14 protein-coding genes are annotated in these 13,459 nt (G+C 68.9%); 1 reads left to right on the top strand and 13 read right to left on the bottom strand.

What is annotated here, in order from left to right:
* Nucleotides 1-73: 73 nt before the first annotated feature.
* The 6 genes from Tchl_RS07575 to Tchl_RS07600 all read right to left on the bottom strand — a co-directional run bounded on the left by Tchl_RS07575 (nucleotide 74) and on the right by Tchl_RS07600 (nucleotide 6,592).
* Nucleotides 74-877, bottom strand: coding sequence for an alpha/beta hydrolase (locus tag Tchl_RS07575; protein ID WP_075147859.1), 804 nt, complete (start codon nucleotides 875-877; stop codon nucleotides 74-76).
* Complete coding sequence (locus Tchl_RS07580; RefSeq protein ID WP_075147860.1) at nucleotides 874-1,494, bottom strand: glutathione S-transferase family protein; 621 nt, start codon at nucleotides 1,492-1,494, stop codon at nucleotides 874-876. Before Tchl_RS07580 ends, Tchl_RS07575 begins: the two co-directional genes overlap by 4 nt.
* A gap of 118 nt (nucleotides 1,495-1,612) precedes the next feature.
* A complete protein-coding gene (locus Tchl_RS07585; RefSeq protein WP_075147861.1) occupies nucleotides 1,613-2,911 on the bottom strand; it encodes a multifunctional CCA addition/repair protein in 1,299 nt (432 codons plus the stop codon).
* A complete protein-coding gene (locus Tchl_RS07590; protein WP_075147862.1) occupies nucleotides 2,911-3,555 on the bottom strand; it encodes a glutathione S-transferase family protein in 645 nt (214 codons plus the stop codon). Before Tchl_RS07590 ends, Tchl_RS07585 begins: the two co-directional genes overlap by 1 nt.
* 43 nt (nucleotides 3,556-3,598) lie before the next feature.
* The gene (locus Tchl_RS07595) at nucleotides 3,599-4,555 is read right to left on the bottom strand and encodes a complex I NDUFA9 subunit family protein (protein WP_075147863.1); all 957 of its coding nucleotides are present in this window, start codon (nucleotides 4,553-4,555) and stop codon (nucleotides 3,599-3,601) included.
* Nucleotides 4,556-4,648: 93 nt separating this feature from the next.
* A complete protein-coding gene (locus Tchl_RS07600) occupies nucleotides 4,649-6,592 on the bottom strand; it encodes a lytic transglycosylase domain-containing protein (protein ID WP_075147864.1) in 1,944 nt (647 codons plus the stop codon).
* 42 nt (nucleotides 6,593-6,634) lie between these two features.
* Between Tchl_RS07600 and Tchl_RS07605 the strand changes: the two genes are divergently transcribed.
* Nucleotides 6,635-7,246, top strand: a complete 612-nt coding sequence (locus Tchl_RS07605) for a 5-formyltetrahydrofolate cyclo-ligase (RefSeq protein WP_075147865.1) — start codon at nucleotides 6,635-6,637, stop codon at nucleotides 7,244-7,246.
* A gap of 37 nt (nucleotides 7,247-7,283) precedes the next feature.
* Here Tchl_RS07605 and ilvA read toward each other — a convergent pair whose 3' ends face one another.
* From ilvA to Tchl_RS07640, 7 genes are all read right to left on the bottom strand, one after another.
* Nucleotides 7,284-8,954 (bottom strand): threonine ammonia-lyase, biosynthetic, encoded by a 1,671-nt coding sequence (gene ilvA / locus Tchl_RS07610; protein WP_269745447.1) that lies wholly within the window; start codon nucleotides 8,952-8,954, stop codon nucleotides 7,284-7,286.
* Entirely contained in the window at nucleotides 8,951-9,898 is a 948-nt protein-coding gene (gene hprK, locus Tchl_RS07615) for an HPr(Ser) kinase/phosphatase (protein WP_075147867.1), read from the bottom strand. The genes ilvA and hprK overlap by 4 nt, the downstream gene beginning before the upstream one ends.
* Nucleotides 9,867-10,352, bottom strand: a complete 486-nt coding sequence (gene ptsN / locus Tchl_RS07620) for a PTS IIA-like nitrogen regulatory protein PtsN (RefSeq protein WP_075147868.1) — start codon at nucleotides 10,350-10,352, stop codon at nucleotides 9,867-9,869. The genes hprK and ptsN overlap by 32 nt, the downstream gene beginning before the upstream one ends.
* A gap of 136 nt (nucleotides 10,353-10,488) precedes the next feature.
* Nucleotides 10,489-10,812, bottom strand: a complete 324-nt coding sequence (hpf, locus tag Tchl_RS07625) for a ribosome hibernation-promoting factor, HPF/YfiA family (RefSeq protein ID WP_075147869.1) — start codon at nucleotides 10,810-10,812, stop codon at nucleotides 10,489-10,491.
* A gap of 17 nt (nucleotides 10,813-10,829) precedes the next feature.
* Nucleotides 10,830-12,269, bottom strand: a complete 1,440-nt coding sequence (locus Tchl_RS07630; protein ID WP_075147870.1) for an RNA polymerase factor sigma-54 — start codon at nucleotides 12,267-12,269, stop codon at nucleotides 10,830-10,832.
* Nucleotides 12,270-12,291: 22 nt separating this feature from the next.
* Nucleotides 12,292-13,017: an LPS export ABC transporter ATP-binding protein gene (gene lptB, locus Tchl_RS07635; RefSeq protein WP_075147871.1), complete on the bottom strand. Its 726-nt coding sequence runs from the start codon at nucleotides 13,015-13,017 to the stop codon at nucleotides 12,292-12,294.
* Nucleotides 13,004-13,453, bottom strand: a complete 450-nt coding sequence (locus Tchl_RS07640) for a regulatory protein RecX (protein ID WP_075147872.1) — start codon at nucleotides 13,451-13,453, stop codon at nucleotides 13,004-13,006. Before Tchl_RS07640 ends, lptB begins: the two co-directional genes overlap by 14 nt.
* Between the last annotated feature and the right edge of the window lie 6 nt (nucleotides 13,454-13,459).

Below are 13,459 nucleotides of genomic sequence, written 5' to 3' on the forward strand. Positions count from 1 at the left end.
AAGCGTATGAAATTACGACCGGACTACATCATATGACGATGCGGTTGAAGGCGAAGCTCGCGGAATGGCCGTGCTACAGGTTGCGTTCGCCGAGCCAGGCTTCGATATGCGCTGCGACCTTTTCCCAGCCGCGCTCGAGCATCAGGCCGTGGCCCAGGTCGGGGAAGATCTCGGCCTGGCGGCCATAGGTGACGGCAGTCATATGCACCTGGTCGGGTGGGATCAGCGCGTCGTGGGCGGCGCCCAGGATCAGCATCGGCACCTGGTGCATGCGCAGCGGGTGGGGCAGGTTGAACAGCGACATGTCCCAGATCGCGCGGTGCGACTCGGGCTGGCTGAGCCGGTAGTAGCGGCGCAGGTCGGCTGGCGGCACCGGCTGGTGGAAGAGGGCTTCGCGCAGACTGTCGATGTTGACGTCGCTGCCCGCCATGATGCGGTTGAGGTCGGCGAGCAGGGCAGGACGCTTGAGCATCAGTCCGAAGGCCGAGCCCATCAGGCCCTGGGGGGGGACCGAAGACATCAGCACCGCGGCGGGGGCATCGTGTTGTTCGAGGTATTTCTGCACCACCATGCCGCCCATCGAATGGCCGATCAGGATCGGCGGCGCCGGCAGGCGGGCGGCGACTTCGGCGACGTCGCGCACGTAGTCGTCGATCGAATAGGTATCGAGGTGGTCGCGACGACGGCTGCCGCCGTGGCCCGACAGCGACAGCGCGTAGCTGGTCCAGCCGCGCGCGGCGAACCAGGGCAGGAAGTGTTCGTCCCAGCACCAGGCCGAAACGTAGGCGCCATGCACGAACAGCAGCGGGCTGGCGTGGGCCGGGTGCTGCGGCGCCCGGCACAGCACCTCGAGCTCGCCGAAGCGGGTGGAGTTCATTGCGGGACGTCCAGTCCGCGCTGCACCGCAGGGCGCGCGGCGATGGTGTCGAACCAGCGCTTCACGTTGGGATGGCGGGCGAGGTCGACGCCCTGCCATTCGTGGCGCCGGACCCACGGGAAGGTGGCGATGTCAGCGATCGAGTATTCGGCGCCGGCGAGCCAGTCACAACCGGCGAGGCGGGTGTCGAGCACCTTGTACAGGCGCGCGGCCTCCTTCGAGTAGCGCTCGATGGCGTAGGGCACGATGTCGGGGGCGAAGCGCAGGAAGTGATGGGCCTGGCCCAGCATCGGCCCGATGCTGGCCATCTGGAACATCAGCCATTGCAGGGTTTCGTAGCGCGGCCGCGGCGCGGCCGGTAGCAGGCGCCCGGTCTTTTCGGCGAGGTAGATGAGGATCGCACCCGACTCGAACAGCGCAATCGGGGTGCCGTCCGGGCCGTCCTCGTCGACGATCGCAGGAATCTTGTTGTTCGGGCTGATGGCGAGAAAGTCCGGAGCGAATTGTTCCTCGCGGCGCAGGTCGATCTTTCGCACCGCGTACTCGAGGCCCAGCTCTTCGAGCGCGATCGAGATCTTGTAGCCGTTGGGGGTGCCCCAGGTGTGCAGAGTGATCATGTGCGTATCATGTTCCGGAAGTGCCGGCGCCGGCCTGTAGAGCGCTTTTCCGGGCCGGGAACGAAGGTGCCCGGCAATCGCCGTCGCGTTCGAGGATACCACCCCGGCGCGGGCGGGATCATGCCGCGGGGTCGGTCTTGCCGCGGAACGGCGGGGCTGCGGGGCGGGATGGCGCCTCGCCGCGGTCCAGGGCGGTGGTGTTGTCGAGGGTGCGCACCGCAGCGACCCGGGCGGCATGGAGGGCGTGGGCGATGCCGCTCTTGTCGCGACAGCCGCGGGCGATTGCGCCTGCGTCGAGCGCGCGCACCGCCTGCGCGGCTGCGCGCCAGCGCGCCAGCGGCGGCCAGCTCGCGGTCTGGTTCGGCGCGGCGGCGCCGCGGCCGGCATGGTCGCAGGCGGCGGCCTGGAGCATCCGCTCGAAGCGTTCGGGGCGGCGCAGGACGTCGCAGCGCTCGAGCAGTTCCACCACCGTCTGCGGGCGCAGCACCGCCACCTGGCCGAGGATGCCGTGTTCGCGCGCGACCATCTCGGCGAGTTCGCGGCACTCGGCCGGCGCCTTCAGGCGGATCGAGACTTCACGCGCGCGCCGCGCACTGGCGGCTTCATGGCCGTAGTGGTGCGGCAGGACGTGGGCGGGAGTGTCGCCCTTGCCGAGGTCGTGCATCAGGCAGGCCCAGCGCACCGCCAGCGGCAGGGCGCAGGCGGCGGCATGGTCGAGCACCTGCAGCACGTGTTCGCCGGTGTCGATCTCAGGGTGGTACTGGGCCGGCTGGGGAATGCCGAACAGGCGGTCGAGCTCGGGCAGCAGGCGGGCCAGTGCGCCGCAGTCGCGCAGGCTGCGGATCATGCGCGAAGGCCGCGCCTCCATCAGACCGCGGGCGAATTCCTGCCAGACGCGCTCGGCGACGAGGTGGTCGACCTCGCCGCTTGCGACCATCCGGCGCATCAGCGCCAGGGTTTCGGGCGCCACGGTAAACGCGGTGAAGCGCGCGGCAAAGCGTGCCACGCGCAGGATGCGCAGCGGATCCTCGGCGAAGGCCGGGGAGACGTGGCGGAATATGCGTGCTTCGAGGTCGCGCACGCCGCCGTAGGGGTCGATCAGGCGGCCTTCGCCGTCACGCGCGATGGCGTTGATGGTGAGGTCGCGGCGCAGCAGGTCTTGTTCGAGGGTGACCTCCGGGGAAGCGTGGCAGACGAAGCCGGTGTAGCCGTGGCCGGATTTGCGCTCGGTGCGGGCGAGCGCGTACTCCTCATTGGTTTCGGGATGGAGAAAAACCGGGAAATCCCGCCCCACCGGGCGGAAGCCCTGCGCGAGCATGGCTTCTGGGGTGCTGCCGACCACCACCCAGTCGCGGTCCTGGACCGGCAGCCCGAGCAGGGCGTCGCGCACGGCGCCGCCGACGACGTACGCCTGCATCAGCCGTACAAGTCCTCTTCCGCAATCGACTCGCTTTCGCTGTGCGCCGCCGCGGCCCAATCCTGCATGTGGGGGTTGGCGAGCAGGGTGGCGAGATAGTCGCCGGCGGCGCCCGCGGGCTTCACGCCGAAGGTGCGGAAGCGGAACGCGACCGGGGCGAAGGCGGCGTCGGCGAGGCTGAAGGCGCCGAACAGGTAGGGGCCGCCCGCGCCGAAGCGGCTGCGGCAGTCGCTCCAGATCGTGCCGACGCGGGCGATGTCGGCGTCCACCTCGGGGCTGTGGCCGAAGCCGGCATAGTCCTTGCGGATGTTCATCGGCATGCGCCCGCGCAGATTCTGGAAGCCGGAGTGCATCTCGGCGGTGACGGCGCGGGCGACGGCGCGCGCGGTGCCGTCGGCGGGCAGCAGCGCGGGGTTCTTTTCGGCGAGGTATTCGCCGATCGCCAGCGAATCCCAGACCGCGAGGCCGTGATCGATCAGGCAGGGCACCTTGCCCGAAGGCGAATGCGACAGGATGCGCTCACGGCTGCCGGGGATGAACAGCGGGATGCGGATCTCCTCGAAGGTGAAGCCGCCCTCGCGCGCCGCCAGCCAGGCGCGCAGGGACCAGGACGAGTAGTTCTTGTTGCCGATGATCAGTTTCATCGCAGACTCCGGGTCACGGGAAAAAGGAGGAAAGGTTCGGGGGTCAGCGTCGTGCATGGCCGCGGAACGGGGGGTAGTGGGCGCGCGCCGCCTTCGGGCCGAGCCAGCCCGGCACCGCCGCTTCGATCGCGGTCGGCTGCAGGCCGAAGGGCAGCGGCACGCCGTGGGCGACGTTGTCGACTCTCATCGAGCGCACGTTGTCGCGACTCATCAGCGGTTGCGGTGCGAGCTCCATCAGGCGTGCCTGCAGCAACGCCAGGCTTTCGGGCAGGGGCAGCACGAGGCGCGGCCTGGCGGTCAGCGCGGCGACGTAGTCGACGAGCTGGCGCAGGGTGTAGACGGTGGGGCCGGCGAGCTCATAGGTCTGGCCGGCGGCTTCGGGGCGGACCAGGCACTGATACATGACTTCGGCGACGTCCTCCACGTGCACCGGCTGGAAGCGCGTGCCGGCGCCGGCCAGCGGCAGGACCGGGAACAGGGCGACGAGCCCGGCGAACAGGTTGAGGAAGTGGTCGCCGCGGCCGAACACCACCGAGGGACGCAGGATCGTCCAGGCGATGTCCGTGCCGGCGGCGCGGATCGCCGTTTCCCCGGCGGCCTTCGAGCGCTGGTATTCGGAAGGACCGTCGCTGCTGGCGCCCAGCGCGCTGATGTGCACCAGCCGGGGCACGGCGGCGGCGCGACAGGCGGCGACGATCTTCTGCGGTAGCTCGACGTGGGCACGGGCGAAATCCGGGCCGTAGGGGGTGCCCGGGCGCGAGTGGAGGATGCCGACCATGCTGACCACCGCGTCGGCGCCGTCGACCAGGCTGGCGAGGGTGGCGGGGTCATGGACGTCGGCCTCGATCACCTCCACCGTGGGCAGCAGCAGCAGGGCGCCGGCGCGGCTGCGGCGGCGGGTCGCAACGAGCACGCTCATGCCCGCTGCGGACAGGCGGTTGGCGATGGCGCCGCCGATAAAGCCGGAACCGCCGATGAGGACGACGCGTTGGGGAATCATGGCCTGGCTCGCTCGATGAGGTTGGTCGGGGGCCGCTGCGCGGAAATCGCGCCGGCGGCGGTGGCAAGGATGCGAGGTGCGTTTTCCGGAAGCTTACTCGCTGGCGAGGCTGGGGGCGACCGTGCCGAGCCGTGCCTGCAGCGACTGCGGCTTTTTTTCCAGCATCGCCGAATACACCACGGCGTTGGCCAGCACTTTCTTCACGTAGTCGCGGGTTTCGTCGAAGGGGATGGTTTCGATGTAGATCGCGCCTTCGAGCGGTACGGCATCGCGCCAGCGCCGGGCGCGGCTCGGGCCGGCGTTGTAGCCGGCGCTGGCCAGCACCGGGTGGCGGTCGAGCCCTTCCATGATCAGGCGCATGTAGCTGGTGCCGAGCAGGACGTTGGTGTGCGGATCACTCAGCCGGCGCGGATGATAGTCGCTCAGCCCGATCTTGCCGGCGACCCACTTGGCGGTAGCGGGCATTACCTGCATCAGCCCCTGGGCGCCAGCGCTGGAGCGCGCCGGTGCGGCAAAGCGGCTTTCCTGGCGCATCAGCCCATACACCCAGCCCAGGTCCAGCCCCTGGGCGTGGACCTGGGGTTCGATCAGGTCGCGGTACGGAGTCAGGAAGCGCAGCTCGAAGTTGCTGCGCGGGTTGGCCAGTTCGGCGGTGTTGATCGTGCGATCGTAGAGCTCGTGGCGCAGTGCCAGGTGGGCGGCGGCAAGGCGGAAGGCTTCGTCGCGGTCGCGCACCCCCCAGATCCATTCGCGCAGGGCTTCGGTGCGCAGCTCGAGCCGGTAGAGCGCGAGCGCACGGCGCAGGCTGGGGTCGCGCTCGGCTTCTTCCAGGCGCGCGCGCGGCAGCGGTGCGGTGGCCGGCGGCGGGGCGAAGGCGTGGCCGAGGGCTTCGCCCGCCAGCATGCCGTAGAAGTGGGCTTCGCCGGCGATGCGGCGGAACAGGGCCTCGGCCTGCCCGGCCTCGCCGGACGCTGCGTAGGCACGGCCGAGCCAGTAGGTCCAGTCGGCACTGTCGCGCTCGTCGACGGGCATCTGCTCGATGGCGCTGCGCACCGCCTGCCAGTCCTGCACGCGCAGCGCCGCCCGCACTCGCCAGGCGCGCTGCAGCGGGGTGCTGTCGATGGTGCCGGCGGCGGCGAAGAGGGCGCCGGCCTCGGGCAGCTGGTCGATCGCGGCATGGGTGGCGATGACCAGATGGGCGTAGCCGCGCTCGTCGGCGCCGAGGCGGTCCTGGATGCGCAGCAGGCGGACGTGCGCCGCGCGCGCATCCTCGCGCGCCAGGCGTGCCAGTGCGGCCAGTGCCAGTTCGCGCCCGGCGCGGGTGACGGCGAAATTGGCCGGCAGGCGGTCGAGCCAGGGGGCAGGGGAGCGGATGGCCTGCTCCAGGCTGGGCGCGGCCGGTGCCGAGGCGGGAGGCAGCAGGGACAGGCTGGCGAGTGCGGTGTTCGGCGTGCGGCTGTCGATCTGGCGACGGATCCGCCACCAGACGCGCTCTTCGTCCACCTGGCCGCTTGCTGCGGCGTTGCGGAGCGGCAGTTCGCAGGCGGCGGGGGCGTCGCTCAGCGTCTCCCAGCGGGAGGCGACTTCGCTGGCGGCGTTGGCGTCGCCGGTCAGCAGGCGCGCTGTCCACGCGGTGCAGCGCAGCTCGGCATCGGGGTTCTGGAGCGCCGGGTAAAGCGCCATGAATGCGGCCCAGTCGCCGTCGCCGGCAAGGCGGCGCAGCCAGTCGGCGCGCAGGCGTTCGGCGAGGTTGCTGCCCGCCGCGGCGGTGAGGAAGGCCTGCAACTCGGCCGTCGGTGGTGGCTCGCTGCGGGCGAGCTTGTTGACCAGCAGCCAGTAGCGCGGGTAGATGTCGAGCGGGTGAGCGGTGGATACCGCGGCGAGCCGCTCCAGGGTGTTGCGGTCGCCGCTGCGCAGGGCCTCGCGGGCGGCGAGGATGCGTTGTTCCGCCTCGTCGGTGACGGGGGATTGTGCGTGGAGTACGCCGGGAAACAGGGAAACCGCGGCAAACAGGCTTGCCCAGAACGTTTTTTTCATGCCTAGTGATGCTTCTGATCGGGTAATCAACATAGCACAGCGATGACGTCTGCTCTCTCCTCCAGAACCGACAGCGACGCGCGCCGCAAGCGGATGCGCGAGCATGCCCTGAAGCTGCGCCAGGCATTGCCCGCGGAGACCCGCGCCGCGCTCACCCTGCGCCTGGGTCGGCACCTCGACCGGCTGATCGCCGATTTGCAGCCGGCTTCGGTGGGGTTTTGCTGGCCGTACCGCGCCGAACCCGACCTGCGCGACTGGGTCCGGTGCTGGCTGGCGGCGGCCTCGGGGCGGGTGGCGGCCCTGCCGGTGGTGGTGGAACGCCACGCGCCGATGCTGTTTCGCGCGTGGACGCCGGGCGTGCCGATGCCGCTCGACCGCCATGGCATTCCTCATCCGGCTGCGGGCGAGAGCCTGGTGCCCGACGTGCTGCTGGTGCCGCTCAATGCCTTCGACGACCGCGGCTACCGCCTCGGTTACGGCGGCGGCTACTTCGACCGCACCCTCGCGGTGATGTCGACCGTTGCGGTCGGTGTCGGTTTCGAACTCGGGCGGGTTCCGGACACCCTGCCGCAGGCGCACGACCGGCCGATGGACTGGCTTGCGACCGAGGCCGGGGTGATGAGGGCACGGTGCCCGCCGGGGGCGTGTCGCTAGTTCCCCGCCGGTGCGCCCCTTCCCGCCGCCCGCGTGCTCAGTCGCCGGTGCCGGAGAGGAACAGGCGATAGGCCGGGTTGTCGCTTTCGGCGACGTATTCGTAGCCCAGGCGCTGGAGGAAGCCGGCGAACGCCGGCTTGTCCGCGGGGGGGACCTGCATGCCGACGAGCACGCGGCCGAAGTCCGAGCCGTGGTTGCGGTAATGGAACAGCGAGATGTTCCAGTCCGAGCGCAGATTGGAGAGAAACTTCATCAGTGCGCCGGGACGTTCGGGGAAGGTGAACCGGTACACGACCTCGTTGTCGGCCTGCGGCGAGCGCCCGCCCACCATGTAGCGGACGTGGGTTTTCGCCATCTCGTCGTCGGTGAGATCGAGCGCAGGCAATTCGTGGCGCGCGAGCATCTCGACCAGGCGGCCGACTTCACCGCGATTGTGCACGGTGACGCCGACGAAGATGTGGGCGAGCTCGGTGTCGGCGTAGCGGTAGTTGAACTCGGTGATGTTGCGGTTGCCGATCACGCTGATGAATTTCCGGAACGAGCCGGGCTTTTCCGGGATCGTCACCGCCAGCAGCGCTTCGCGCTGTTCGCCGAGCTCGGCGCGTTCGGCGATGAAGCGCAGGCGGTCGAAGTTCATGTTTGCCCCCGAAGCCACCGCGACCAGGTTCTTGTCGCGCAACTTGTGACGGCGGGCGTATTCCTTGGCGCCGGCGACGGCGAGCGCGCCGGAGGGTTCGAGGATGGAGCGGGTGTCCTCGAAGACGTCCTTGATCGCCGCGCAGATGGCGTCGTTGTCGACCAGGATCATCTCGTCCACGTACTGCTGGCAGAGGCGGAAGGTCTCGTCGCCGACGCGCTTGACCGCGGTGCCGTCGGCAAAGATGCCGACCTGCTCGAGTTCCACCGGCCGTCCCTCGGCGAGCGACAGCGTCATCGCGTTGGCATCGACGGTCTCGACTCCGATGACTTTCGTCTCCGGGCGCAGGCGCTTGATGTAGGCAGCCACCCCGGCGAGCAGGCCGCCGCCGCCGACCGCGCAGAACACCGCGTGGATCGGTTTCGGGTGGGCGCGCAGGATTTCCATGCCGATGGTGCCCTGGCCGGCGATCACGTCGGGGTCGTCGAAGGGGTGGACGAACGTCAGCTTCTCGTTCTTTTCCAGCTCCTTGGCATGGGTGTAGGCGTCGGAGTAGGACTCTCCGGCGAGCACCACTTCGCCGCCGCGGGCCTTGACCGCATCGACCTTGATCTGGGGCGTGGTGTCCGGCATCACGATTACTGCGCGCACGCCCAGCTTCGCGGCCGATAGTGCCACGCCCTGGGCGTGGTTGCCGGCCGAGGCGCAGATCACCCCCCGGCGCAGGGCCTGCGGCGACAGCCTGGCCATCTTGTTGTAGGCGCCGCGGATCTTGAAGCTGAACACCGGCTGCATGTCCTCGCGCTTCAGGTAGATGCGGTTGTGGGTGCGCGCCGACAGGTTGGTGGCGAGGTCGAGCGGGGTTTCGACGGCGACGTCGTACACCTGCGCGGTGAGGATGCGTTCCAGGTAATCCGTGGGGGTGCTCATGGCCGGCTTGTGCTCTGCTGCAAAGCGTTCGAGCGTAACAGCCGATCCTGCACCGCGGCAAGCCCGGGGCCGACAGTGCGGGGCCGGAGCGGGGCGCAGGGGCGCCTCCGGCGGCAGAGGCCTGTCCGTGCCCGCGCTCAGGTGTCGCTGGCGCCCGGAATGCCCTGCATGGCCCGGGCCTGGCGATCGATGAACTCCTGGGTGGAATCGATGCCGCGCAGCTGGAGGATGGTCGAGCGCACTGCGGCTTCGAGCAGGACCGCGAGGTTGCGACCGGCGGCGACCGGCAGCACCACGCGTGCGACGCGCACGCCGAGGATGTCCTGCTGTTCCTGCTGCAGCGGCAGGCGGCTGGGGTCGCCGGCACCGGGCTGGCGGCGCTCGAGGTGGCACACCAGGCGCAGGCGCATCTTCCGCCGGCACGCCGTTTCGCCGAAGATGGTGCGGATGTTGAGGATCCCCAGGCCGCGCACTTCGATGAAGTCCTGCAGCATCTCGGGGGAGCGTCCTTCCAGCACCGCGGGGGCGATGCGCGACAGCTCGACGATGTCGTCGGCGACCAGTCCGTGCCCGCGCGAAATCAGCTCGAGGGCGAGTTCGGACTTGCCCGCCCCCGAATCACCGGTGATCAGCACGCCGAGGCCGAGCACGTCCATGAACACCCCATGCAGGGAGATCTTTTCGGCGAGCTCGCGCGACAGATGCAGGCGCAGCAGGTCGATCACGCTGGCCGACGGCTGCGGTGTGGTAAACAGCGCCACGTCGTAGGTCTGGCAGGCGCCCAGGAGGACGGCCACCGCTTCGCAGCCATCGGCGACGATGATCGCCGGCGGCCGTGCGGCGAGGATTTCCTTGATGTGGTGCGAAACCTTGTCGTGGGACTGACGCAGGGACCAGGCCAGTTCCGCCGCACCGAGGACCTGCAGGCGGGAAGGGTGGATCAGGTTGAGGTGGCCGACCAGGTCGGCGGGCCAGATGCGTTCGTCGGCGACCGAAATGCGGGCGTCGAGCCGGCCGCTCACATGGGTGAGCTGCAGGCTGTGGCGGTGGGCTTCATACAGCCGCGCGACGCTGGTCTGACGCATCGGCGCCCCAGTTCAGGAACATCCGGTGGATGGTGGCCGCGTCCGGAGCGTTCTGCAGGGTGTCGCGGAAATCGCGGTCGCTGAACATCTGGGCAAGCTCGGAGAGCAGTTGCAGGTGGGTTTCGTTCGCCTGCTCGGGAACCAGCAGGACGAACAGCATGTTCACCGGGCGGCCGTCGGGGGCGTCGAACTGCACGGGGGTGGCCAGGCGCAGGAAGGCGCCGGCGGCTTCCTTGAGTCCCTTGATGCGGCCGTGGGGAATGGCGATACCCTGGCCGAGGCCGGTGGAACCGAGGCGTTCGCGGGTGAAAAGGCTGTCGAACACCGTGCTGCGGGCGATGCCCTGGTTGTTCTCGAAAAGAAGGCCAGCCTGTTCGAAGACGCGTTTCTTGCTGCTGGCTTCGAGGTCGACCACCACGTTGGACAGTGGCAGGAGTTGGGGTATGAGGCTCATTCGCTGGGAAATTTGTGCAGTGCCCGTGCCGCGGGTGCCTGGTGAGGCAGGGGAGCGGCCCGGGCCGCATGTAAACGGCGGCGTGAAAACGCGCGCATTATAAACGTAGCCCGGGCCTTGAACTGCAAAGAAAGCGTCAGGCTTCGGGAACCTGGTGCTTCAGCGCATCGTGGTTGTGCTCGGCCTGCTTCTGCTTGTATTTCTGCACCTGGCGGTCGAGCTTGTCGGCCATGGCGTCGATCGCCGCGTACAGGTCGGCATCGTCGCTTTCGACGAAGATGTCCTTGCCGCGCACGTGCAGGGTGACTTCGGCTTTCTGCCTGAGCTTTTCCACCGAGAGGATCACCGCAACGCTGGTGACGTTGTCGAAGTGGCGGATCACGCGATCCAGCTTCGAGCTCACGTAGTCACGGATGGCCGGGGTGACTTCGATATGGTGCCCGGTGATGTTGAGGTTCATGCTAACTCCTGTTGATGTCAGATGGACTTGCGCAGACTGACCGGCGGAATATTCAGTGATTCGCGGTACTTGGCGATCGTCCGCCGCGCGACCACGATACCCTGCTGGCCCAGAACTTCTGCAATCCTGGCGTCGGATAGCGGTTTCTTGCTGTCTTCGGCATCGACCAACTGGCGAATCAGCGCACGAATCGCCGTCGAGGATGCCGCTCCACCGGTGTCGGTGGCGACGTGGCTGCCGAAGAAATACTTGAGTTCGAATACGCCGCGCGGGGTCGCCATGAATTTCTGCGTGGTGACGCGCGATACGGTGGATTCGTGCAGCTCGAGCTGGTCTGCGATCTCCCGGAGAGTGAGTGGCCGCATCGCCACGTCTCCATGATCGAAGAACTGCCGCTGCTGGTCAACGATCGCCTGGGAAACGCGCAGGATGGTGTCGAAGCGCTGCTGCACGTTCTTGATCAGCCAGCGCGCTTCCTGCAACTGGGCACCGAGTCCGCCGCCCTGGGCGCGGTTCTGTTGCAGCAGGCTGGCGTACAGGCGGTTGATCCGCAAGCGCGGCATGGCTTCCTGGTTGAGGCGTACCGTCCACTGCCCGCGCAGCTTGCGCACGATGACGTCGGGCAGCACGTAGCGGGTTTCGTGCAGGCTGTAGCGCATGCCCGGATGCGGGTCGAGGCTGCAGATCAGCGCCTGGGCGGCGCGCAGGCTGTCGTCGTCGCAGCCGGTGAGCTTCTTCAGCTTGGCGAAATTGCGCTCGGCGAGCAGCGCGAGGTGCCTGTCGACGATCTCCAGTGCCAGCGTCCGGGTGCGGTCCTCGGGCAGGGTGCGCAGCTGCAGCGACAGGCATTCCTGCGGTGTGCGCGCGGCGATGCCGACCGGATCGAGGTGCTGCACGTGGTGCAACGCGATCGCCAGGTCGTCGAGCTCGACGCCGGACTCGGGGACGAGCAGCTCGAGGAGTTCTTCCAGCGGCTGATGCAGGTAGCCGTCGTCGTCCAGGGCCTCGATGATCAGCCGCGCCAGCGTGCGGTCGCGGTCCGACAGCGGGGACAGGGCGATCTGCTGGTCGAGGTGCTCGCGCAGCGAGATGCCGGCGGCCTGAAGATCCTGGTAGTCGGTGTCGTCGTCTTCGCCGCGGCTGCCGGCGCCCTGGCCGACGTTCGACCAGTCGATGCCTTCGTCCTCGGTGCCGTCGTGCGCGCGGGTGTCGGCCTCGCCCTCGCCGGGGGCGGGCGAGGGGTCGTGCACGGGTGCGGCGCCGGGCGAGGACGGGAGGCCATCCCCGCCTTCGCCGTCCTCGCCGTCCTCGCGCTCGAGCATCGGGTTCTCGAGCAGGAAACGCTCGATTTCCTGGTTCAGCTCGATCGTCGACAGCTGCAGCAGCTTGATCGACTGCTGCAGCTGCGGGGTCAGCGTGAGGTGCTGGGAAAGCTTGAGCTGGAGGCTGGTTTTCATCGGCTGGGAGGCGCCCGGTGGATCACAGGCGGAAATGCTCGCCGAGATAGACCTGGCGCACCCGTTCGTTGTCGATAATGTCGGAGGGCAGGCCGCTGGCGAGGACCCGGCCTTCGCTGATGATGTAGGCGTGGTCGCAGATGCCGAGCGTCTCGCGCACGTTGTGGTCGGTGATCAGCACGCCGATGCCGCGCTCCTTGAGGAAGCGGATGATCTTCTGGATATCGATGACGGCGATCGGGTCGACCCCGGCAAAGGGTTCGTCGAGCAGGATCAGGCGCGGGTCGGTGGCCAGCGCCCGGGCGATCTCGCAGCGCCGGCGCTCGCCGCCGGACAGCGAGATCGCGCTGTTGTTGCGCAGGTGGCTGATCCCCAGCTCGTGCAGCAGCTCGTCGAGGCGGGCGTCGATCTGGCGGCTGTCGCGTTCGCCCTGGAGTTCGAGTACGGCGCGGATGTTGTCGGCCACGCTGAGCTTGCGGAACACGCTCATTTCCTGCGGCAGGTAGGACAGGCCGAGGCGGGCGCGGGCGTGGATCGGCAGATGGGTGAGATCGGCGCCGTCCAGTTCGATCTGGCCGCCGTCGGCACGCACCAGGCCGACGATCATGTAGAAACAGGTGGTCTTGCCGGCACCGTTGGGGCCGAGCAGGCCGACGACTTCGCCGGCGCCGACTTCGAAGCCGACGTCGTGGACCACGGTGCGCGCCTTGTAGCGCTTTTGCAGGCCGGTGACCTTAAGCAGACTCATCGTAGGGCTCTTTCAGCAGTTTGCGGATCAACTCCGGTGCAAAACCGCGGGTTTGCAGGAAACGCGCCTGGCGCGCCCAGGCGCGGGCGTCGGCGGGCGCCTGGGCGAAGCGGCTGTGGAGTACGGCGCGCGCACGCTCGATGTCGGCGGCCGGGCATTCGCTTGCGAGGGCCTGCTCGATCAGCTCGCGGGCGATGCCGCGCCGGCCCAGCTCCAGGCGCAGGCGCGCATTGCCGAAGCGGCCTGCCTTGCTGCGCACGAAGGCTTCGGCGTAACGGGCGTCGGACTGCAGGCCGAGCTCGCCCATGCGGGTGATCAGGGCCTCGATTTCGTCGGCGCTGCCGTGGGCAGCGAGCTTCTTCGTCAGCTCGGCGCGCGAGTGGTCGCGCCGGGCCAGGTGGCGAAGTGCGCGCTCGCGCAGGCTCGGCTCGCCCATCGCTTT

The organism is Thauera chlorobenzoica, from assembly GCF_001922305.1.
Taxonomy (GTDB): Bacteria; Pseudomonadota; Gammaproteobacteria; order Burkholderiales; family Rhodocyclaceae; genus Thauera; species Thauera chlorobenzoica.

Excerpts from the sequence above, each read along its gene's own strand:
- ptsN (WP_075147868.1), bottom strand. The coding sequence starts at position 10,352 with ATGAGCCTCATACCCCAACTCCTGCCACTGTCCAACGTGGTGGTCGAC.
- Tchl_RS07605 (WP_075147865.1), top strand. The coding sequence starts at position 6,635 with ATGACGTCTGCTCTCTCCTCCAGAACCGACAGCGACGCGCGCCGCAAG.
- Tchl_RS07630 (WP_075147870.1), bottom strand. The coding sequence starts at position 12,269 with ATGAAAACCAGCCTCCAGCTCAAGCTTTCCCAGCACCTCACGCTGACC.
- hprK (WP_075147867.1), bottom strand. The coding sequence starts at position 9,898 with ATGCGTCAGACCAGCGTCGCGCGGCTGTATGAAGCCCACCGCCACAGC.
- Tchl_RS07640 (WP_075147872.1), bottom strand. The coding sequence starts at position 13,453 with ATGGGCGAGCCGAGCCTGCGCGAGCGCGCACTTCGCCACCTGGCCCGG.
- lptB (WP_075147871.1), bottom strand. The coding sequence starts at position 13,017 with ATGAGTCTGCTTAAGGTCACCGGCCTGCAAAAGCGCTACAAGGCGCGC.
- Tchl_RS07580 (WP_075147860.1), bottom strand. The coding sequence starts at position 1,494 with ATGATCACTCTGCACACCTGGGGCACCCCCAACGGCTACAAGATCTCG.
- Tchl_RS07600 (WP_075147864.1), bottom strand. The coding sequence starts at position 6,592 with ATGAAAAAAACGTTCTGGGCAAGCCTGTTTGCCGCGGTTTCCCTGTTT.
- Tchl_RS07585 (WP_075147861.1), bottom strand. The coding sequence starts at position 2,911 with ATGCAGGCGTACGTCGTCGGCGGCGCCGTGCGCGACGCCCTGCTCGGG.
- hpf (WP_075147869.1), bottom strand. The coding sequence starts at position 10,812 with ATGAACCTCAACATCACCGGGCACCATATCGAAGTCACCCCGGCCATC.
- Tchl_RS07595 (WP_075147863.1), bottom strand. The coding sequence starts at position 4,555 with ATGATTCCCCAACGCGTCGTCCTCATCGGCGGTTCCGGCTTTATCGGC.
- Tchl_RS07575 (WP_075147859.1), bottom strand. The coding sequence starts at position 877 with ATGAACTCCACCCGCTTCGGCGAGCTCGAGGTGCTGTGCCGGGCGCCG.
- Tchl_RS07590 (WP_075147862.1), bottom strand. The coding sequence starts at position 3,555 with ATGAAACTGATCATCGGCAACAAGAACTACTCGTCCTGGTCCCTGCGC.